21 protein-coding genes are annotated in these 19,867 nt (G+C 72.6%); 9 read left to right on the top strand and 12 right to left on the bottom strand.

Going from position 1 to position 19,867, the window contains the following annotated elements; all coding sequences use genetic code 11:
* Window positions 1-3: 3 nt before the first annotated feature.
* Together BM419_RS10980 and BM419_RS10975 are read right to left on the bottom strand one after the other, a co-directional pair.
* Window positions 4-1,959, bottom strand: coding sequence for a methyl-accepting chemotaxis protein (locus BM419_RS10980; RefSeq protein ID WP_348273190.1), 1,956 nt, complete (start codon window positions 1,957-1,959; stop codon window positions 4-6).
* Window positions 1,960-2,511: 552 nt separating this feature from the next.
* Window positions 2,512-2,946: a response regulator gene (locus BM419_RS10975; protein WP_020090945.1), complete on the bottom strand. Its 435-nt coding sequence runs from the start codon at window positions 2,944-2,946 to the stop codon at window positions 2,512-2,514.
* Window positions 2,947-3,176: 230 nt separating this feature from the next.
* On the opposite strand from BM419_RS10975, the gene argJ reads away from it, so the two are divergent.
* The 3 genes from argJ to BM419_RS10960 are packed head-to-tail and all read left to right on the top strand — an operon-like array spanning window position 3,177 to window position 5,580.
* Window positions 3,177-4,427, top strand: coding sequence for a bifunctional glutamate N-acetyltransferase/amino-acid acetyltransferase ArgJ (gene argJ / locus BM419_RS10970; RefSeq protein WP_091926445.1), 1,251 nt, complete (start codon window positions 3,177-3,179; stop codon window positions 4,425-4,427).
* The gene (locus BM419_RS10965) at window positions 4,424-5,143 is read left to right on the top strand and encodes an SIMPL domain-containing protein (RefSeq protein ID WP_091926444.1); all 720 of its coding nucleotides are present in this window, start codon (window positions 4,424-4,426) and stop codon (window positions 5,141-5,143) included. Before argJ ends, BM419_RS10965 begins: the two co-directional genes overlap by 4 nt.
* Window positions 5,140-5,580 carry a (deoxy)nucleoside triphosphate pyrophosphohydrolase gene (locus tag BM419_RS10960; RefSeq protein WP_091926443.1) on the top strand — a complete coding sequence of 147 codons (441 nt, stop codon included), beginning with the start codon at window positions 5,140-5,142 and terminating at the stop codon, window positions 5,578-5,580. The genes BM419_RS10965 and BM419_RS10960 overlap by 4 nt, the downstream gene beginning before the upstream one ends.
* Before the next feature lie 18 nt (window positions 5,581-5,598).
* On the opposite strand, the gene BM419_RS10955 is transcribed toward BM419_RS10960, so the two are convergent.
* The 5 genes from BM419_RS10955 to BM419_RS10935 form a co-directional block, all read right to left on the bottom strand.
* Window positions 5,599-6,576, bottom strand: coding sequence for a Gfo/Idh/MocA family protein (locus tag BM419_RS10955; RefSeq protein WP_091926442.1), 978 nt, complete (start codon window positions 6,574-6,576; stop codon window positions 5,599-5,601).
* A gap of 113 nt (window positions 6,577-6,689) precedes the next feature.
* The gene (locus tag BM419_RS10950) at window positions 6,690-7,511 is read right to left on the bottom strand and encodes an alpha/beta fold hydrolase (RefSeq protein WP_091926441.1); all 822 of its coding nucleotides are present in this window, start codon (window positions 7,509-7,511) and stop codon (window positions 6,690-6,692) included.
* Window positions 7,512-7,577: 66 nt separating this feature from the next.
* Window positions 7,578-7,988, bottom strand: coding sequence for a DoxX family protein (locus tag BM419_RS10945; RefSeq protein ID WP_091926440.1), 411 nt, complete (start codon window positions 7,986-7,988; stop codon window positions 7,578-7,580).
* A 34-nt stretch (window positions 7,989-8,022) separates the two neighbouring features.
* Complete coding sequence (locus BM419_RS10940) at window positions 8,023-8,655, bottom strand: alpha/beta hydrolase (protein WP_091926439.1); 633 nt, start codon at window positions 8,653-8,655, stop codon at window positions 8,023-8,025.
* Window positions 8,656-8,724: 69 nt separating this feature from the next.
* Entirely contained in the window at window positions 8,725-9,648 is a 924-nt protein-coding gene (locus BM419_RS10935) for a ring-cleaving dioxygenase (protein ID WP_091926438.1), read from the bottom strand.
* A gap of 119 nt (window positions 9,649-9,767) precedes the next feature.
* Between BM419_RS10935 and BM419_RS10930 the strand changes: the two genes are divergently transcribed.
* Complete coding sequence (locus BM419_RS10930) at window positions 9,768-10,706, top strand: LysR family transcriptional regulator (RefSeq protein WP_091926437.1); 939 nt, start codon at window positions 9,768-9,770, stop codon at window positions 10,704-10,706.
* A 272-nt stretch (window positions 10,707-10,978) separates the two neighbouring features.
* Window positions 10,979-11,674 (top strand): GntR family transcriptional regulator, encoded by a 696-nt coding sequence (locus BM419_RS10925; protein WP_056522938.1) that lies wholly within the window; start codon window positions 10,979-10,981, stop codon window positions 11,672-11,674.
* A 16-nt stretch (window positions 11,675-11,690) separates the two neighbouring features.
* On the opposite strand, the gene BM419_RS10920 is transcribed toward BM419_RS10925, so the two are convergent.
* From BM419_RS10920 to BM419_RS10905, 4 genes are read right to left on the bottom strand one after another with little or no spacing between them, the layout of a single operon-like run.
* A complete protein-coding gene (locus BM419_RS10920; RefSeq protein ID WP_020090956.1) occupies window positions 11,691-12,269 on the bottom strand; it encodes a GbsR/MarR family transcriptional regulator in 579 nt (192 codons plus the stop codon).
* A 49-nt stretch (window positions 12,270-12,318) separates the two neighbouring features.
* A complete protein-coding gene (locus tag BM419_RS10915) occupies window positions 12,319-12,441 on the bottom strand; it encodes a DUF2474 family protein (protein WP_012321840.1) in 123 nt (40 codons plus the stop codon).
* Window positions 12,441-13,448, bottom strand: coding sequence for a cytochrome d ubiquinol oxidase subunit II (cydB, locus tag BM419_RS10910; protein WP_056522934.1), 1,008 nt, complete (start codon window positions 13,446-13,448; stop codon window positions 12,441-12,443). Before cydB ends, BM419_RS10915 begins: the two co-directional genes overlap by 1 nt.
* A 7-nt stretch (window positions 13,449-13,455) precedes the next feature.
* On the bottom strand, window positions 13,456-14,874 hold the full coding sequence (locus BM419_RS10905) for a cytochrome ubiquinol oxidase subunit I (protein WP_091926436.1): 1,419 nt from the start codon (window positions 14,872-14,874) through the stop codon (window positions 13,456-13,458).
* Between the two features lie 258 nt (window positions 14,875-15,132).
* Between BM419_RS10905 and BM419_RS10900 the strand changes: the two genes are divergently transcribed.
* Window positions 15,133-16,353: a pyridoxal phosphate-dependent aminotransferase gene (locus BM419_RS10900; RefSeq protein WP_091926435.1), complete on the top strand. Its 1,221-nt coding sequence runs from the start codon at window positions 15,133-15,135 to the stop codon at window positions 16,351-16,353.
* Window positions 16,354-16,369: 16 nt separating this feature from the next.
* Here the strand turns inward: BM419_RS10900 and BM419_RS10895 are convergent, their stop codons facing one another.
* The gene (locus BM419_RS10895; protein ID WP_091926434.1) at window positions 16,370-17,296 is read right to left on the bottom strand and encodes a dihydrodipicolinate synthase family protein; all 927 of its coding nucleotides are present in this window, start codon (window positions 17,294-17,296) and stop codon (window positions 16,370-16,372) included.
* Between the two features lie 238 nt (window positions 17,297-17,534).
* Between BM419_RS10895 and BM419_RS10890 the strand changes: the two genes are divergently transcribed.
* The 3 genes from BM419_RS10890 to BM419_RS10880 all read left to right on the top strand — a co-directional run bounded on the left by BM419_RS10890 (window position 17,535) and on the right by BM419_RS10880 (window position 19,863).
* Window positions 17,535-18,332: an amino acid ABC transporter substrate-binding protein gene (locus BM419_RS10890; RefSeq protein ID WP_091926433.1), complete on the top strand. Its 798-nt coding sequence runs from the start codon at window positions 17,535-17,537 to the stop codon at window positions 18,330-18,332.
* Between the two features lie 92 nt (window positions 18,333-18,424).
* Complete coding sequence (locus tag BM419_RS10885; RefSeq protein ID WP_091926432.1) at window positions 18,425-19,105, top strand: amino acid ABC transporter permease; 681 nt, start codon at window positions 18,425-18,427, stop codon at window positions 19,103-19,105.
* The gene (locus BM419_RS10880; RefSeq protein WP_091926431.1) at window positions 19,102-19,863 is read left to right on the top strand and encodes an amino acid ABC transporter ATP-binding protein; all 762 of its coding nucleotides are present in this window, start codon (window positions 19,102-19,104) and stop codon (window positions 19,861-19,863) included. Before BM419_RS10885 ends, BM419_RS10880 begins: the two co-directional genes overlap by 4 nt.
* Window positions 19,864-19,867: the final 4 nt, after the last annotated feature.

Here is a 19,867-nt window from a genome sequence, read left to right as displayed (position 1 = left end):
CGCTCACGCGGCCTGGATGTCGCTGAGGAAGCTGTCGACCTCGCGCTTGACCGTCAGGGACTGCGTCGCCAGTTCGGCCGCCGCGCTCTGAACCTGCGCGGCGGCGCTCCCGGCCTCCCGGGCGGCGGCCAGCACGCGCGCCACGTTGGCCGAGACGCCCTCCGTCCCCCGCGCCGCTTCGCCGGCATTGCGCGAGATCTCGCCGGTGGCCGCCGTCTGCTGCACCACCGTCGCCGCGATGGCGCCGCTGATCTCGTTCACGGAGGCGATCGTGCGGGCGATCTGCGCCATCGCCTCCGCGGCCTGCCCGGAGGCCGCCTGGATCGCGGCGATCTGGCCGCCGATCTCCTCGGTCGCCCGCGCCGTCTGGGCGGCGAGCTCCTTCACTTCGGAGGCCACGACGGCGAAGCCGCGTCCCGCCTCGCCGGCCCGCGCCGCCTCGATGGTGGCGTTGAGGGCGAGCAGGTTGGTCTGGTTCGCGATGCCGGAGATCATCATCACGGCGGCCCCGATCTGCTCGGCGGCGGCGTGCAGGCTCGCCATGGCGGCGTTGGTCGCCTCGGCCTCGTGGGCGGCGTGACCGGCCACCGCGTTCGTGCGCACGACCTGCCGCTCGATCTCTTGGAGCGAGGAGACCATCTCCTCGGCGGCGGCCGCGACGGTCTGGACGTTGGCCGAGGTCTGGGCAGCGGCCGAACTCGACGTCACGGCCTGGCTGTTGGTGTTGTCGGCCACCCGGGTCATCGCCTGCGCGGTCGCGTCGAGTTCGCTGGTCGCCGCCGTGACGATGTCGAGTGAGGCGGCGATCTTCGCCTGGAAGGCGTGGACGCGCTGCTCGACCCGCTCGGCCCGGCGCAGGCGGGCCTCCCGCTCGGCGGCCTGCGCCGCCTCAAGCTCCGCCCGCGCGACCGCGTTCTGGCGGAAGACGTCGACGGCCTTGGCCATCGCGCCCATCTCGTCGGTCGCCGCGCGGTACGGCACCGCGACGTGAAGATCGCCCTCGGCCAGCCGCGTCATCGCCTCCGTCATGCCGGCGACCGGTCGGATGACGCTGCGGGCCAGCACGAAGGCCAGGACGCCTCCGAGGAGCAGGGCCGCGGCGACCAGGCCGATCAGGATGTACCGGGCCCGCCTCGCCGCCAGGGCGGTCTCCCGGGAAATCGTCTCGCCGGCGGCCACGATCCGGTCGCGCAGCGCGATGCCGAGCCGGTCGATCGCGTCGGCGTGGGGCTTGATCCCGGTCTCGAACGTCGCCTTCGCCGACGCCACCGCCCGATCGTACGTGCGGAAGCCGGCCGCGGTGGCGATCAGCGCGTCGCGGACGGCCCTGGCCTGCTGCCCGAAGACCGCGCCGCCCTGCGCATCCTTGAACGCGTCCAGGGCCGCCAGAGCCTGCTCGACCCGCTGCTCGAAGGCGTCGCGGTCTTGTGCGTCCAGGCCGATCACGAAGCGGGCCGACGCGATGCGGGACCGCAGGACGGCGTTCTCGACGTGCTCGACACGCGCGAGCATCGCCTCGCCGGCCCGGGCGCGCACGTCCACGAGCAGGCTCGCGAGAAGGTTGGTGAGCGCGTTGCCGGTCTCGTAGAGCTTCGTCCTGGCCTCGCGCAGGCTCGCCCCCGACGCCGCGAGGCGTTCCAGCTCCGGCTTCATGGCGCGGGCGGCCTCCCGCACGTCGTCGTAGAGCTTCCGCCCCCCGTCCGTCATGGCCAGCGAGAAGTACCGGTCGCAGGTCTGCTCAATCGCCTGCCGGGCCTGCTCCATCGCGGCTATCAGGTCGGGATCCGGCTGGAGCCGGTACCGTTCGGCCGTCCCGACGAGGCGTGCGGCGTGACCGTCGATCATCAGGACCGATTGCGCCCCCCGCTCCACGCGCTCCTGAAGCGCGTGGTCCGCGCCGATGACAGCCTGCTGGTAGATCGCGAATGCGCCGATGATGCCCGTGATCATGACGAGCATCGCAAATCCCGCGTAGAGACGAGCGCGTATCCCAGTTCTCACAGACGTATCTTCCACAGAAGAGGCCAGACTTTCGGCCTTAGGATAGACGATACGATCATGACAACATCGTGTCGCGCGATCAAGTTCAACTTGTATTATAGATGATAGACGACAATACTTAGAGACAGACTCGATATCTCGGGCGCTCGAGGTGACCAAACCTGCCGGGCTGCGCGCGCAAACGGCAATCGGTGCGTTCTCGTCGCGATGGATCAGTTCTGACCGCGCCTCCCGGTCCGCCCGGAAGCTTCGCCCTGCGCGTGTCCGCTGCCGAGCGGCGTCGAGACTTCGCGCGGTACACGCTCGCGCTGGATCACGCGGGCGATGCACTTGCATTGCGGCACGGTCCGGCCCGCGTTGCTGACATCGGGCAGGAAGACCCGCGCTACAGTCCCGACCTTCGGGGAGACATGGCGACGGCCTGAAGCGCGTCGGCCGCGATTCGATCGACGGGTCGCGCAGACCCTCGGCTCGCGGGCCGTCCGGGTCGATCAGGCCTCGCGCCGGAGTTCAGGCGGCGCGGCTCGCCAGCGCCTCGCGCATGGTCGTGGCGATCATCCCGTTCTGGAACTGGTCGCGCGGGACCAGCAGCGCGTCGGGCACGCGGACCGACGCCTCCGGCCCCATCGCGTCGACCGGGTCGCTGGCGAGGATGATGCGCAGGGCCGGGCGCAGGGCCCGGGCCTCGACGGCCAGCTGCGCGCAGCACAGGCCGCCCTGGAGCGCGGTATCGACCACCAGCACGTCCACCGGCAGGCCCAGGGCCAGCACCGTCATGGCGTCGACGCCGCGGTCGCAGGCGGTGACCTGGTAGCCCAGCATCCGGACCTGGGCCGAGACCTCGTCGCGCCAGCGCTTGTGGCGGCCGACGACCAGAACCTGGATCCGGTAGCAGCTGCCCTGGGGAAGGCTGCTCGAGGCAGTCTCGTCGTCGGCTGGGGGCATTCCGCACTCGACTTCGCGCTGGCTTTGCGATGCAGCATGCTAAGCTGGGATGCAATCCACACGCAAGCCCGGCGCCGTCATCGCGCCGCATTCGGCGCCGCCGTTGCACAAAGGCGAAGCACTCCGGCGGCCTGATCATAGGCTGGGCACGGAGTTGACGCCGGCGGGGTCGCGCGGGCAACACCGGGCCGCCGCGGGACCTGAGCCGCGCGCTGCCGGAGCCCGAGCCGATGTCGTCCGCGAAAGCCCCTCCCGTCTCCCCGCTGGCGCCCACCGCGATGCCCGATCTGCCGCCCCTGCCGGGCGTGCGAATCGCGACCGCCCAGGCGGGGATCCGCTACAGCGGCCGCACCGACGTGCTCTACGTGGCTTTGGAGGCCGGGACCCGGGCCGCGGGGGTGTTCACCCGGTCGAAGTGTCCCTCGGCGCCGGTGGATTGGTGCCGCGACGCCCTGGCCGACGGGTCGGCGCGGGTGCTCGTGGTCAATTCCGGCAACGCCAACGCCTTCACGGGCCGGCTCGGGCGCGACGCGGTGGCGCGCACCGTCGAGATCGCCGCGGAGGCGGCGGGCTGCGGCGCGCGCGAGGTCTACGTCGCCTCGACCGGCGTGATCGGCGAGCCGCTCCCGGCGGAGCGGTTCGCGGGCGTGCTGGCGGACTGCGCGGCCCGCGCCGAGGACGGGCCGGACGCCTGGACCGAGGCGGCCCGGGCGATCATGACCACCGACACCTTCCCCAAGCTCGCGACGCGCACGGCCGAGATCGACGGCGTGCGCGTGACGATCAACGGCATCGCCAAGGGCGCCGGCATGATCGCCCCCGACATGGCGACGATGCTGTCCTTCGTCTTCACCGACGCGGCCCTGCCGCAGGACGTGCTGCAGGCGCTCCTCTCGGCCGGGACGAAGACGAGCTTCAACTGCGTGACCGTGGACGGCGACACCTCCACCTCCGACACGCTGATGCTGTTCGCCACCGCCAGAGCCGGCAACCCGGCGGTCACCGATCCCGCCGACGCACGCCTCGCCGGCTTCCGGGAGGCGCTCGACGGCCTGCTGGTGGAGCTGGCCCAGCTCGTCGCCAAGGACGGTGAGGGCGCGCGCAAGTTCGTCACCGTGCGGGTCACCGGCGCCGAGAGCGACGCCTCCGCGCACCGCATCGCGATGTCGATCGCCAACTCGCCGCTGGTGAAGACCGCGGTGGCCGGCGAGGACGCCAACTGGGGCCGTGTGGTGATGGCCGTGGGCAAGGCCGGCGAGCCCGCCGACCGCGACCGGCTCGCGATCTGGTTCGGCGACGTGCGGGTGGCGGTCCAGGGCGCCCGCGACCCCGATTACAGCGAGGCGGCGGCGAGCGCCGTGATGCGCGAGCCGGAGATCACGGTCCGGGTCGATCTCGGCCTGGGCGGCGGCACGGCCCGCGTCTGGACCTGCGATCTGACCAAGGCCTACGTCGAGATCAACGGGGATTACCGCTCGTGAGGGCGGTCCTGTCCGGCGCCCTCCTCGTCCTGAGCCTGGCGACCGCGGCGCGGGCCGACGACGCGGCGTGCAAGCGCCACATCAGCGTCGTCGGGCGCGCGTCGGAGACGCGGGCGCCGGACTTCGCCGAGGTGACGGTCGGCATCGAGGCGCGCGGCGCGAGTGCGGCGGCGGCCCTCGACGCGGCCTCGAAGGCGGTGGCCGGGGTCTCGGCGCAGGCCCACGCCCTCGGGGTCCCGCCCGCCGATCTCGGCACGGCCGCCGTCACCCTGCAGACCGCGACCCGCACCGTCGCCCGGCCGGGGGGCGCCGTCACCGAGGAGCCCGACGGCTACCGCGCCAGCAACCTCGTCACCGTCCGGCTCGCCGACATGGACCGCCTCGGCGACCTGCTCCGGCAGGCCCTCGACTCCGGCGCCAACCGCATCGACGGCGTGAGCTTCGGGCTGCGCGACCCGGACAAGAGCGAGGCGGCCCTCCAGGTGGCGGCGACCCGGGACGCGCGGAGCCGCGCCGAGGCCCTCGCGGAGGCGGTCGGCGCCAAGCTCGGCCCGCTCTGCACGCTGAGCACAACCGCGGCCGGCACGCCGTACCGCCCGGCGCTGGAGATGGCCCGGGCGGCGCCGATGGCGGCCAAAGGACGGCGGGTGCCGCTGGAGGCGGGCACGATCCCGATGTCCTCCGAGGTCTCGGCCACCTTCGCGGTGGCGCAGTGAGCGCCCCCGGAAGCACCCCCGATGGCGTCCCCCTGCGCCTGCTCCTCGTGGTCGCCGTCGCCCTCGTCGACGTCGACGGCCGCGTCCTCGTGAGCGAGCGCCCGGCGGGCAAGCAGCTCGCCGGCCTGTGGGAGTTCCCCGGCGGCAAGGTCGAGCCCGGCGAGCGCCCCGAGCAGACGCTGATCCGCGAGCTGGCGGAGGAGCTCGGCATCCGGGTCGAGGAGCCCTGCCTCGCGCCGCTGACCTTCGCGAGCCACGCCTACCCGGACTTCCACCTGCTGATGCCGCTCTACATCTGCCGGCGCTGGACGGGGACGCCGCGCCCGATGGAGGGGCAGGCGCTCAAGTGGGTGCGCCCCAAGGCCCTGCGCGACCTCGCGATGCCGCCCGCCGACGCGCCGCTGATCCCGTTCCTGGTCGACCTCCTGGATTCCTGACGCCGTCGCGGGCCGCCCTCACAGGGTCAGGATCGCCTCGACGACTTCCTGCACGTCGAGCGCCTCCGCGAAGGTGGCGAGGTGGTGGGGCTCGCCGCGCGCCATGCGGACGACGCCCTCGAGCTGGCGCCGGAGCGTGATCGGCCGCAGCTTCTCGTTCGGGATCGCGTCGGGCTCCGGCTCGAAGCGCCCGTCGGCGCCCCGTCGCTCGGCGATGGCCCAGTCGCGCAGCCGGACGGCGCCCGCGTCGCCCTCCAGCGTCCACGTGTTGTGGTCGTCGGCCGCGACGCCCCCGACCCGGCCTGTCAGGGTGACGGGGATCCCGCCCGCCGTGAGCGTCACGTCGATCGCGCGCTCGGACCGGCCCGGTTCCGGGAAGTCGATCCGTCCGGCGAGCCCGGCGAGCGGGCCGAGCTGGCGGCGGGCCAGGAACAGGAAGTGCGAGACCACCTCGCGGGTGAAGCCGCCCTCGCCCCGCGCGTCGAGCCAGCGGGCGGCGTCGGCCTGCCAGGGCCGGGGCCAGCGGGCGAACGCCACCGCGACGGTGAGCGCCCGTGGCGTGCCGACCGCGCCGGCCGCGATCCAGCGCTCGATCGTCGCCACGCCCGGCGACGAGGCGAACGGGAAATTGACCGCGCCCGCGCCCCTCGCCTCCGCCACGAAGGCGCGGGCATCGGCGCGATCGATGGCCAGCGGCTTCTCGCAGAAGACGCTCCGGCCGGCGGCCAGGGCGGCGCGGGCGTAGCCGAGATGCGAGGCGGGCGGCGAGGCGACGTAGACGCAGTCGCTCGCCGCCACGACGGCGGCGGAATCGGCCACCCGCGGCACCGCCGGGAAGGCCGCGCCGATCCGGTCCAGGGCCTCCGGTGACGGGTCCCAGATCGCCGCGACCCGCACGGGCGAGTCCGCAGCCCCGTGGATCGCGCCGAGGAGGCGCTCCCCCATGATGCCGGCGCCGATGATCCCGAGGGCGAGCGGTGCGTCGGAGGTCGGCATGCGGAGATCCGTGCGGGGATTGGCGTCTGACGGGCCGCGGCGCGCGGCCCGCCGCAGGCTTTAGGAGCCCGGGCCGGCGCGGGAAAGGCCGCCGGTCGCCTCGATCGGCGATCTCAACCCTGGATGAAGGCGAGCAGGTCGGCGTTGAGCCGGTCCTTGTGGGTGGCGGCCAGCCCGTGCGGGGCACCCGGATACTCCTTCAGCACGGCGTCCGGCACGAGCTTGACGGCGGCGCGCGCCGCGGCGTCGATCGGCACGATCTGGTCGTCGTCGCCGTGCACCAAGAGGGTGGGCACGTCGATGCGCCTCAGGTCCTCGGTGAAGTCGGTCTCCGAGAAGGCCGCCACGCAGGCGTGCACGTTCCGCAGGCCGGCCATCATGCCCTGCATCCAGAACGTGTCCCGCAGGCCTTCGCTGACCGCGGCGCCGGGGCGGTTGGCGCCGTAGAACGGGCCGCTCAGGTCCTTGAAGAACTGGGACCGGTCGCGCAGGACCGAGTCCCGGATGCCGTCGAACACGTCCCGGGGCAGGCCGCCCGGATTCGCGTCGGTCCGGACCATCTGGGGCGTCACGGCCCCGACTAGGACCGCCTTGGCGATGCGCGCCGTCCCGTGCCGCCCGATGGTGCGGGCGACCTCGCCGCCGCCAGTGGAGTGGCCGACCAGCACCGCGTCGCGCAGGTCGAGATGGGCGATCAGCCCGGCGAGGTCGTCCGCGAAGGTGTCCATGTCGTTGCCCGACCAGGGCTGCCCGGAGCGACCGTGCCCGCGCCGGTCATGGGCGATGACCCGGAACCCGCGCTCCGCGAGGAACAGCATCTGGTCCTCCCAGGCGTCGCCGTTGAGCGGCCAGCCGTGGCTGAAGACCACCGGCTGCCCGGCGCCCCAGTCCTTGTAGTAGATCTGGGTGCCGTCCTGCGCGGTGAAGTAGGGCATCGTGGTCTCCCGAGGGTCGAGAAGGCAGAGGGCGAGAAGGAGGGGTCGCGCGGACCGACGGACCGGTCAGGCTCGGCCCTGCCGCGCGTCGAGGCTGAGCGGGCCGGCTCCGAAGGCCGCGACCTGAAGCAAGCCGCCGGCCATGGCGAGGTTCTTCAGGAAGTGGAACATCTGGTTCTGGTCGCCGAGGGCCGCGTGGAAGGTCACCGCGGTGGCCACCGCGAAGAGCGCGAGGGCCAGGGCGACCAGCCGCGTGCGATAGCCGGCAACGAGCAGCAGCCCGCCGACGACCTCCACGGAGGTCGCCGCCGCGTAGGCGAGCGGCGGCAGCGGCAGTTGGGCGGCCTCGATGGTGGCGAGCGTCGCGGCCGGGGCCGCGAGCTTGCCGGCGCCGCTCACGAGGAAGATCGCGCTCATCAGGACCCGGCCGGTCACCGGCAGCAGGGCGGTCGCGCTGGAAGAATAGATCGGGGGCATCGTCGAACGCTCCGTCCTGTCGTGCGCGGCCGGATCAGGCCGCTTCGGGAAGTGTGAGGCCGCGAAGCCAGTTCAGCGCCAGGCCGATATCGGCCTGCGACAGGCCGTGACCCGTCGGCAGGATCCGGTGCTCGACGCGGGCTCCGGCCGCGGTGAGCTGCTGCGCGAGGCACCGCGCGTTCTCGGCGGGCACGATCGGGTCCATCGCCCCGGAGAGGATCAGGACCGGCCGGCCGGCGAGATCCGCGGCCGGGGGCTCGGCGAACGGCACCATCGGGCGGATCAGGACCGCGCCCGCCAGGGTCTCCGGCCGGAGCAGAAGCAGCGAGGCTGCGATGTTGGCGCCGTTCGAGAAGCCCAGCGCCACCGGCGCCCCGAGCCCGTACCGCGTCCGGGCGGCCGCCACGAAGGCCGCGAGGTCGCCGGTGCGGCGGCGCAGGTCCGCCTCGTCGAAGACGCCCTCCGCCAGGCGCCGGAAGAAGCGCGGCATGCCGTTCTCGCTGACGGCGCCGCGGGGCGCCAGCAGGGCGGCCTCCGGCGCGACCGTGCGGCCGAGGGGCAGGAGGTCGTTCTCGTCGCCACCGGTCCCGTGCAGGAGCAGCAGGGGACGGGCGGTGTCGGGACCGGGCTCGAAGCGGTGGATGAAGCCGGCGGTGTCCTGGGTCATGATGGCCTCACGGGTGACGGGGAGAGGTCCCGCCCCGCGCGGGCGCGGGGCGGGCGTGGAGGTCGCGGATCAGGCGACCTTGGGCAGCACGGCCTCGATCTCGGCCCGGTGCGGCTCCAGGCCGGCGGGGAGCTTGAGGGCCTGGCCGAGGGCCTCGACCGGCTCGTCGACCGCGAAGCCGGGCTCGTCGGTGGCGATCTCGAACAGCACGCCGCCGGGCTCGCGGAAGTAGATCGAGCGGAAGTACTGCCGGTCGCGCTGCTCGGTGACGTGGAGCCCCCGCGCCGCGAGCGCCCGGCCCATCGCGGCCTGCGCGGCGTCGTCCGCCGCCCGGAACGCGATGTGGTGGACCGAGCCCGCCCCCGGGCGGCCGGGCAGGAACCCGCCGACGGCCCGCAGGGTGACGAGACCGCCGAGCTCGGCGCTGCCCGCGAAGCGGATCAGGTTGCCCTCGCGGCCGAGCTCCTCCAGCCCGAGCACCTCCGTGAGGATCGCGGCGGTCGCCTCGGCCCTGTCGAGGAGGAGCGTGACGCCGTGCAGGCCGCGGATCGCGTGCTCGGCCGGCACCTCGCCCGCCGCCCAGCCCTCCGCGTCACCGACATCGACGCCCACCAGCGCGAGCATCATGCCGTCCGGGTCGCGGAAGCGCAGCGTCGGCGCGCCGAAGACCTGGACCAGCGGCTCGTGGGCGACGCCCTTCTCGATGAGCCGGTGGGTCCACCAGCCGATGGAAGCGCGGGGAACCCGGAAGGCCGTCTCCTGGGTCTCGCCGATCCCGACCCGGCCCGGCGCGGCGTGCTCGACGGGGAAGAAGGTCAGGATCGTGCCGGGCCGCCCGGCCGCGTCGCCGTAGTACAGGTGGTAGGTGCCCGGATCGTCGAAATTGACGGTCTTCTTCACCAGACGCAGCCCGAGGATTCGGGTGTGGAAGTCGAGGTTGCGCAGGGCCGGCCCGGAGAAGGCCGTGACGTGGTGGAGGCCGGTCTGAACCATGGCGATGTCTCCCGACGGAAGGCCGCGGCGGGCGGCCTGTTGCGATGGCGGGAATGTGCCCCTTGCCATGGGCGGCGAAAATAGAAACGGTGGAAACCTATCGTTTCCGGATCTGATCGATGAGACTGCCCGATTTCGAGGCCTGGGCCGTGTTCGCCAAGGTGGTGGAGACCGGCTCCTTCGGCCGCGCCGCCGCGGAACTGGGCCTGTCGAAGGCCACGGTCTCGAAGGCGGTGAGCCGGCTCGAACTGCGGATCGGCGCCCGCCTGTTCAACCGCACGTCGCGGAAGCTCGCCCTCACCGAGGCCGGGCAGGCCGCCAAGGACGGTGCCGCGCGCATCCTCGCCGAGGGCGAGGCCGCGGAGGCGCTGGCGACGGCGGGCGCCGCGGAGCCGCGCGGGCTGGTGCGGCTCGCGGCGCCGATGACCTTCGGGGTGATGCACGTGGCCCCGATCCTGCCGGCCTTCCTCCGGGAGTACCCGGCCGTCTCGGTGGATCTCCACCTGTCGGACGCGGTCGTCGACCTCGTCGGCGGCGGGTTCGACATCGGGCTGCGCATCGCGGCCCTGCCGGATTCCTCCCTGCGCGCGCGCCGGCTCTGCGAGATCCGCCGCTCGCTGGTCGCCACGCCCGCCTATCTCGACCGGCACGGCCGGCCCGAGCACCCGGACGACCTCGTCCACCACACCTGCCTCGGCTACGCCTACCTGCCGACGCCGGACCGCTGGCGCTTCGTGGACGGGAGCGGCGCGGAGGCCGTCGTGGTGCCGGCGGGCCAGCTCCGGGCGAACAACGCCGAGGCGCTGGCGCCGGCGCTGCGGGCCGGCCTCGGCCTCGCCTTGCAGCCCGACTTCATGATCTGGGACGACCTCGAAGCCGGGCGTCTCGAGCGGGTGCTGCCGGCCTGGTCGCCGCCGCCGATCGCCCTGCACCTCGTCACGCCGCCGGGCGATCCGCGGCCGGCGCGGGTGACGGCGCTGATCGCCCATCTCGCCCAGACCCTCGGCCAGGCGCCCTGGGCCGCGCCGCCGCCGCGAGGCCACGCGGCGGACCGGTGAGTCCCGCGCCGGCGCGCGCGATCCAGGCACGTCATTCACCTGGATCAATGCCGTCTACGCGAACGTGCGTTACCGGCGAGCACCGTGCCTCCGAAGACGGCCTGCTCCTTGCGGGTGCATCTGTCGGAGAACGGCCGAGACTTGCCGCTCGGCCGGGAATCTCGGCCAAGCAAACTTCAGGTTTATCCAGGACAATCTGGCATTGGACAGCGGCGCATTTTCCGGTCAGTAAGGCGCCTTGTATACATGTATACGATTCTGTTGAGGCGTCGATGTCCCCTTTGATTCCCGGACGCCCCGCACCCGACCGGTTGCGGCACAAGACTGTGGCGGCGGCCGTGGCGGACTCGCTCCGCGAGCAGATCCTGAACGGTGAACTGCCGCCGGGAGTGCAGCTCCGCCAGGACGCCCTGGCGGAGGAGTTCGGGATCAGCCGGATCCCGGTGCGCGAGGCCCTGCTGCAGCTGGAAGCCAGCAAGCTCGTGCGGATCGTGCCGCACCGCGGGGCGGTCGTGACGGGCCTCTCGCTGCAGGAGGTCGAGGACATCTTCCAGCTGCGCGTCCAGCTCGAGCCGGAACTGCTCCTGCTCTCGGCCCCGCACCTGACCCCCGACGACATCCGCGATCTCGACGCGCTCTCGAAGGAGTACGGCGCGGCGCTGGAGACCGGTCAGGTCCTCCGGTGGGGCGACCTGAACAGCCGCTTCCACCTCGACCTGATCCGGCACGCCGGCCGGCCGCGGTCGCTGGCGATCGTCTCCGCGCTGCTGCAGGATTGCGAGCGGCCGACGCGGCTGCAGATCGCGACCTCCGAGGACGCGACCCGCGCGGTCAGCGAGCACGCGCAGATCCTGGCCCTGTGCGAGGACCGCGCGTTCGAGGCGGCGGCCGCGTGCCTGCGGCGCCACATCGAGCATGTCGGCGCCTCGCTCATCGCCCTCTATCGGGGGGCGCTCGCCGAGGCCTGATCGGTCGCGAGGCGGCTCAGTCCGACTTGGCCGACCGGCCGCCGATCCGGCCCGGCAGGCGGGTCAGGCGATCCTTCATCTCCAAAACCTTCTGGACCTTCGAGCCGAGCGTCAGGAGCTGGACGAGGCGCTCGGTGTCGAGGCGGCGCACGTCCGCGTACCAGCCGGCGAACAGCTCGAAGAGGTCGTGCATCTCCCGCAGGCGCGCCTGGGCGTGCCGCTCCTCCTCGGTCGCCGGCTCCTGCATCAGGAGCTCGCGCAGGAGGGTCAAGGTCGGGTCGACCTCGCGCTTCTTGCGCTCCTCGACCAGCGTGCGGACGATCTGCCAGATGTCCTCGGGCGTCGTGAAGTAGTCGCGCCGGTCGCCGGGCCGGTGCTGGAGCCGGACGAGGTTCCAGGCCTGTAGCTCCTTCAGGCCCATGCTGACGTTGGAGCGCGACACGCCGAGCCGCTCGACGATCTCGTCGGCATTGAGCGGCCGCTCGGCGACGAACAGCAGGGCGTAGATCTGCCCCACGGTCCGGTTGATGCCCCAGCGCGAGCCCATCTCACCGAAATGCAGCACGAAGGTCTGGACGAGCGGGGGCAGCTGCACGGCAGGGATCCGACGCGGGCGATAATCGGGCGGGCGCCGCCCCGGTCTATCAGCTCTTGAGCCAATACCGCAGGACCGTCGCGACGAAGCCGAGGCCGACGATGCTGGAGGCCCAGAGCCCCGCGAACCACGCGAGGCGCTTCCAGAGGGGCTGTGCTGCTGCGGGTGCCATCAGTGATATCCGTGCGCGTCGACCTTGCCGCGGAAGACCCAGTACGCGTACGCGGTGTAGGCCAGTATGATCGGGATCAAAACCGACGCGCCGGCCAGCAGGAAGATCTGGCTCGCCTCGGGGGCGGCCGCCTGCCAGATCGTGATCCGGCCCGGCACGATGTCGGGGAAGATGCTGATGCCGAGCCCCAGGAAGGTCAGGGCGAACAGCCCCAGCGCGATCAGGAAGGGCGCCCGCTCGGCGCCGCCCCGCAGGGTGCGCCACAGGGCGTAGGCCGCGAGCGCCACGAGCAGCGGCACCTGCGCGGTGACGAGCACGTTCGGCATCGCCAGCCAGCGCTCGTAGTAGCGGCCCTGGAGGAACGGCGTCACCGCGCTGACGAGGGCGATGGCCGCCACCGTCGCCGCGGTGAGGCGCAGGGCCAGGCGCCGGGCCCGCAGCTGGAGCAGGCCCTCGGTGCGCATCACCAGCCACGTCGCCCCGAGCAGCGCGTAGGCGACGACCAGGCTCGCGCCCACGAGGAGGCTGAAGGGCGTGAGCCAGTCCCACCAGCCGCCGGCATAGGCCCGCCCCTCGACCGCGATGCCTTGCAGGAGCGCGCCCAGCGTGATGCCCTGGGCGAGGGCCGCCACCAGCGAGCCGCCCGCGAAGGCCACGTCCCAGGCGGCGCGGTGGCGGGGGTCGCGCCAGCGGAACTCGAAGGCGACGCCGCGGAAGATCAGCCCGAGCAGCATCGCGATGATCGGCGCGTAGAGCGCCGGCAGGATCACCGCGTAGGCCAGCGGGAAGACGGCGAACAGGCCGCCGCCGCCCAGCACCAGCCAGGTCTCGTTGCCGTCCCAGACCGGCGCGACCGAGTTCATGGCGGTGTCGCGCTCCGCGCCCGGCGGCAGGACCGGGAACAAGAGGCCGATGCCGAGGTCGAAGCCGTCCATGACGATGTAGGCGAAGACCGCGAAGGCGATCACGAGCGCCCAGACCACCGTGAGATCGACGCTGTAGGCCATGGGTCCCTCACTCGGCCGGCTGGAGGTGGCGGTCGGGGTCGATCGCCGGGGCGGGCGTGATGCCCGCCGTCCGGATCGGCGCGCCGGGCTCGATTCCGCTCTCGCCGGCATGCGGGGGCTGGCCCATCAGGCGCAGCATGTAGCCGGTGCCCATGGCGAAGACCGCGAAGTAGATCACCACGAAGGCGGTGAGCGAGGCCGCCACCGCCGGCGCGTGCAGCGGCGAGACCGACTGCGCCGTGCGCAGCAGGCCGTACACCGTGTAGGGCTGGCGCCCGACCTCGGTGGTGATCCAGCCGGCCAGCACCGCCACGAAGCCCGCCGGGCCCATGGCCACCGCGAACCGGTGCAGGGGGCGCCACGCGTAGAGGGCGCCGCGCCAGCGGGCGAGGAGGCTGAGGGCGCCCAGGAGCAGCATCAGCATGCCGAGGCCGACCATGATGCGGAACGACCAGAACACGATCGGCACCGGCGGCCATTCCGACCGCGGCAGGCTGTCGAGCCCCTTCAGGGGCGCGTCGAGGGCGTGCTTCAGCACCAGCGACGACAGCTTCGGGATCTCGACCGCGTAGCGCACGGTGCCGGCCTCCTGGTCGGGCAGGCCGAACAGCACCAGCGGCGCGCCGTCCGGGTGACTCTGGAAGTGCCCCTCCATGGCCATGACCTTGGCGGGCTGGTGCTCCAGCGTGTTGAGGCCGTGCGCGTCGCCCGCGAGGATCTGGACCGGCGCGACCAGGGCGGCCATCCACATCGCCATCGAGAACATCGTCCGGGCGGCCGGGTTGGCCCGGTCGCGCAGCAGGTGCCACGCGCCGACCGCGCCCACCACCAGGGCCGTCGTCAGGTAGGCGGCCAGCACCATGTGCACGAGGCGGTACGGGAAGGACGGGTTGAACACGATCGCCCACCAGTCCAGCGGCACGAACTGGCCCTCGGCGTTCGTGCCGTAGCCCGCCGGCGTCTGCATCCACGAGTTCACCGCCAGGATCCAGAACGCCGAGAAGCAGGTCCCGACCGCCACCATCAGCGTCGCCGCGAAGTGCAGCCGCGGCCCGACCTTGCGCATCCCGAACAGCATCACGCCGAGAAAGCCCGCCTCCAGGAAGAAGGCCGAGAGCACCTCGTAGGCCATCATCGGGCCCAGCACCGGGCCGGTCTTGTCGGAGAAGACCGACCAGTTCGTGCCGAACTGGTAGGACATCACCAGCCCCGACACGACGCCCATCGCGAAGGCGATGGCGAAGATCTTCAGCCAGTACTTGAACAGGTCCAGGAAGACCTGGCGCCCGGTGGCGAGCCAGAGCCCCTCCAGGACGGCGAGGAAGCTCGCGAGGCCGATCGAGAAGGCCGGGAACACGATGTGGAAGGCCACCGTAAACCCGAACTGCATGCGGGCGAGGATGAGGGGATCGAGGTTGGCGAGCACGTCGTGCCTCCGGCTCTGTGCGCGACTCGGCGTATAGCAATTTCAGAAATTTCTGAAAAGTCAAAACATCCTGTGTCGCCGGTGCGGCGCCCTGGCCATGCGCCGGGGTCCGGGATCGATCCGGCCTTGGGGTCTGGACGTCCGCGCCCGAACGCGTCAGGGTCGCTGGATTCCTCACAGGTCGGGACCACGCGGGCCCCTGGACGCGCGCCGCGCGACGGGACGCCGCGTCCCGACGCACGGAGAGCACGCGCCGCCATGGCCGACACCCTCGTCTCCGCCGCGCCCGTCGATCTCGCCGCCGCGCTGTCGGCGCGCATCCGCGGCATCGGCACGAGCCAGATCGGCCTCGTGGCGGATCGCGGGCGGGACGACCCGGAGGTGGTGAAGCTGTGGATCGGCGAGGGCGACCTGCCGACGCCGCCTTTCATCGTCGAGGCCGCGCACCGGGCGATGCTCGACGGGCACACCCGCTACACCACGTCGCTGGGGCTGCCGGCGCTGCGGGCGGCGCTCGGCGCCTACCACGCCCGCCACTGGGGCGTGGAGATCCCGCCGGACCGGTTCGGCGTCACGGCGGGTGGCATGAACGCGATCATGCAGGCGGCCCAGGTGCTGCTGGAGCCGGGCGACGAGATGATCATCCCCTCCCCGGCCTGGCCCAACCTCGGCGAGGCGGTCCGCATCGCCGGCGGCGTGCCCGTGACGGTGCCGTATCGCCGCCTGCCGGACGGGCGCTTCGCGCTGCCGCTCGCCGACATCGCGGCGGCGATCACACCGCGCACCCGGGTGATCATGGTGAACTCGCCCTCGAACCCGACGGGCTGGACCATGCCGCTCGCCGAGATGACGGCCCTGCGCGACCTCGCCCGGGAGCGCGGCCTCTGGATCCTCTCGGACGAGGTCTACGCCCACTTCACCTACGGCAACCGGATCGCGCCGTCCTTCCTGCAGATCTGCACGGAGGACGACCGGCTGATCGTGACCAACACCTTCTCGAAGAACTGGGCGATGACCGGCTGGCGGGCCGGCTGGGTGATCTATCCCCGCGGCCTCGCACCGACCTTCGCCAAGCTCGGGCAGTACAGCACCACCTCGATCCCGACCTTCGTCCAGCACGCCTGCATCGCGGCCCTCGAGGAGGGCGACGGCTTCATCCGCACGATGGTGGATCGCTGCGCCGAGGCCCGGGCGATCCTGGTGGAAGGGCTGTCGCGCCTGCCGGGCGTCACGGTCGCGCCGCCGGACGGGGCCTTCTACCTCATGGCCCGGATGGGCGGCGGCGAGCCGAGCCTCGACCTGGCGCTGCGCCTGCTGCGGGAGGCCAAGGTCGGCGTGGCGCCCGGCACCGCCTTCGGACCCGAGGGCGAGGGCCTGGTGCGGATGTGCTTCGCCATCAGCCCGGACCTGGCGCGGGAGGCGGTGCGCCGGCTCGCGGGCGTGCTCGGGACCCGGGCGCCGGCCGCGGCGGCGCACTGAGTCGGGCGGAGGCGGCTCAGCGGCCCCAGCGCAGGACCAGCGCGTCGTTCCGCCGGGCGAGCTCGATCAGGCCGGCCCGCGTCGCCGGGTGCAGGGGCTGGATCGGCAGCCGCGCGGTCTCGCTCGCGATCACCCCGCCCTCGGCCATGAGCGCCTTGCAGGCGAGCAGGCCGCACTGCCGGTTCTCGTAGTTGATCAGCGGCAGCCAGCGCGCGTAGGCGTCCATCGCCTCCTCCCGGCGCCCGGCCGCGTAGGCGTCGGTGATCTGGCGGATGCCGTCCGGGTAGCCGCCGCCGGTCATCGCACCCGTCGCGCCGGCGTCGAGGTCGGCCATCAGGGTGATCGCCTCCTCGCCGTCCCAGGGGCCCACGACCGCGTCGCCGCCGAGCGCGATCAGCTCGCGGAGCTTGGCCGCGGCGCCCGCGGTCTCGATCTTGAAGTAGGCGACGTTCGCGATCTCCCGGGCCATGCGCGCCAGGAGCGGCGCCGACAGCGGCGTGCCGGCCACCGGCGCGTCCTGGATCATGATCGGGATGGAGATCGCGTCCGAGACCGCGCGGAAGAAGTCGACGATGCCGAGCTCCGGCACGCGGATCGTGGCGCCGTGATAGGGCGGCATGACCATCACCATCGCGGCGCCGGCCTCCTGGGCGCGGCGCGAGCGCTCGGCGCAGACCTGCGTGGCGAAGTGCGTCGTCGTCACGATCACCGGCACGCGGCCGGCCACGTGTTCCAGCACGGCGTCCATCACCCGCTCGCGCTCGTCGTCCGTGAGGACGAACTGCTCGGAGAAGTTCGCCAGGATGCACAGGCCCTGGCTGCCGGCGTCGATCATGAAGTCGACGGCCCGGCGCTGCCCGTCGAGGTCGAGGGCGCCCGCGGCGTCGAAGACCGTGGGGGCGACCGGGAAGACGCCGCGATAGGCGTGGGCGGGCGAAGTCATGCGCGGTCCTCCTGCCGGGATCGCGCGTCCCGGCGGACGGCCGTGTCCGCGGGCGGGATCCGGGCGCCTCTTAGCACGCGGCCTCTATCCTGGCGCGGGCCGGATCGAACCAACCAAGCTGTCGACAAGCGCACCGACTTTCCTGTACGGCCGAGCTCTTCTTTGCTTTGTCCATCGACAGCCGAGATCGCGCGCGGCGGCCGCACGAGAACAGCGTTTTCTTTTCGGAGCTACTGTAATGCGATTCTTCTCTGCCGGCCGCGTCGCGGCGCTCGTCGTCGCGGCGCTCCTCGGCGCGGCCCCCGCCTCGCCCTTCGCCGCGCCCGCGCGGGCCGACGATCTCGACGCGATTCGCGCCGCCAAGACCCTGCGCGTCGGCACCGAGGGCACCTACGCGCCCTTCACGTTCCACGACGCGTCCGGGCAGCTCGTCGGCTTCGACGTCGAGATCGGCCGCAAGGTCGCCGAGCAGCTGGGCGTCACGCCGCAATTCCTCGAGGGCAAGTGGGACGGGCTGATCGCCGGCCTCGACGGCAAGCGCTACGACGTGGTGATCAACCAAGTCGGCATCACCAAGGAGCGGCAGGCGAAGTTCGACTTCTCCGAGCCCTACATCCGCGCCCGGGCCGTGCTGATCACGCGGGCGGACCGGTCCGACATCACGTCCTTCGCCGATCTCAAGGGCAGGAAGGCCGCCCAGAGCCTCTCCAGCAACTTCGCGCGCCTCGCCGAGCAGTCCGGCGCCGAGCTCGTCGGGACGGACGGCTTCGACCAGTCGATCCAGCTCGTCCTCACCGGCCGCGCCGACGCCACCGTCAACGACAGCCTGTCGTTCCTAGACTTCCACAAGCAGAAGCCGAACGCCCCCGTAAAGATCGCCGCCGAGCAGGCCGACGCGGACGCCTCCGGGATCATCATGCGCAAGAACAACCCGGCCCTTAAGGCGGCGATCGACAAGGCGCTGGAGGCGATCAAGGCCGACGGCAGCTACGCGGCGATCGCCCAGAAGTACTTCGGCGCCGACGTCTCCAAGTAGACCGTCCGCAGAGGGCCCGCCCGGACGGATCCCGCCCGGGCGCCGCCCCGTACAGCCCCACGCTTCGATCGCCCGGTAGGAGACGCCGCCCCGTGCCGCACTGGCTCGACCTCATGCTCCAGTCGCTGGGGCCGCTGCTCGCGGCCGGCCTGCGCTTCACCGTGCCGCTGACGCTCATCACCTTCGTGCTGGGCCTCGCGCTGGGGCTCGGGACCGCCCTCGTGCGCCTGTTCGCGCCCCGGCCCCTGGCGGCCCTGGCGTGGTTCTACGTGTGGATCTTCCGGGGCACGCCGCTCCTCGTGCAGCTGTTCGTGATCTTCTACGGCCTGCCGAGCGCCGGCATCCTGATCGACGCCTTCCCGGCCGCCGTGATCGGGTTCACCCTCAACGTCGGCGCCTACACGTCGGAGATCGTCCGCGCCGCCATCGCCTCCATCCCGAAGGGCCAGTGGGAGGCGGCCTACGCCACCGGCATGACGCCGGTCCAGGCCCTGCGCCGCACGATCCTGCCCCAGGCGGCGCGGGTGGCGGTGCCGTCGCTCGCCAACTCCTTCATCGCGCTGGTGAAGGACACCTCGCTCGCGGCCGCCATCACGGTGCCGGAGCTGTTCCAGGCGGCCCAGCGCATCGTCGCCGTCACCTACGAGCCGCTGATACTCTACATCGAGGTGGCGCTGATCTACCTCGTCCTGTCGACGCTCCTGTCCTGGCTCCAGACGCTGCTGGAGCGGCGCCTCGGGCGCTACGGCGGCTACCTGGAGGCCCGCGCGTGATCGCCCTGTCGGCCATCGAGAAGCGCTTCGGCGACAACCCGGTCCTGCGGGGCGTCGACCTCGCGGTGCCGGAGGGGCGGGTCACGGCGCTGATCGGCCCCTCGGGCTCGGGCAAGTCGACGCTCCTGCGCTGTGCGAACCTGCTGGAGGTCCCGCAGGCCGGGACGCTGACCCTCGGCGACATACGCCTCACCTTCCGGCCCGGCAGCCCGCCGGCGCGGCGGGACGTGCTCGCCGTGCGCCGGCAGACCGGCATGGTGTTCCAGAACTTCCAGCTCTTCCCCCACCGGACCGTGATGGAGAACGTCACCGAGGGGCTCGTCACCGTCGGCAAGTGGCCGCAGGACCGGGCGCGGGCGCGCGCCCTGGAATTGCTGGAGCGCGTCGGCCTCGCCCACAAGGCCGCGGACTGGCCCGCCAGCCTGTCGGGCGGCCAGCAGCAGCGGGTGGCGATCGCCCGGGCGCTGGCCCCCTCCCCGCGCCTGCTGCTCTGCGACGAGCCGACCTCGGCCCTCGACCCGGAACTCGCCGCCGAGGTGGTGGACGTCCTCGCCGGCCTCGCGAACGCGGGCACGACCATGCTGATGGCGACCCACGACCTGCGCCTCGCGCGGCGCGTCGCCGACACGGTGGTGTTCCTGGAAGGGGGGCATATCGTCGAGCAGGGCGCGGCCGCCGACGTCTTCGCCCGGCCGGCCGACCCGCGCACCCGCCGGTTCGTCCGGACGCTGCTCGGCGAGGCGGCCGAAGGGGCGTGAGAAG

The organism is Methylobacterium sp. yr668, from assembly GCF_900116245.1.
Taxonomy (GTDB): domain Bacteria; phylum Pseudomonadota; class Alphaproteobacteria; order Rhizobiales; family Beijerinckiaceae; genus Methylobacterium.
This window is presented reverse-complemented; position numbering and strand designations above follow the sequence as displayed.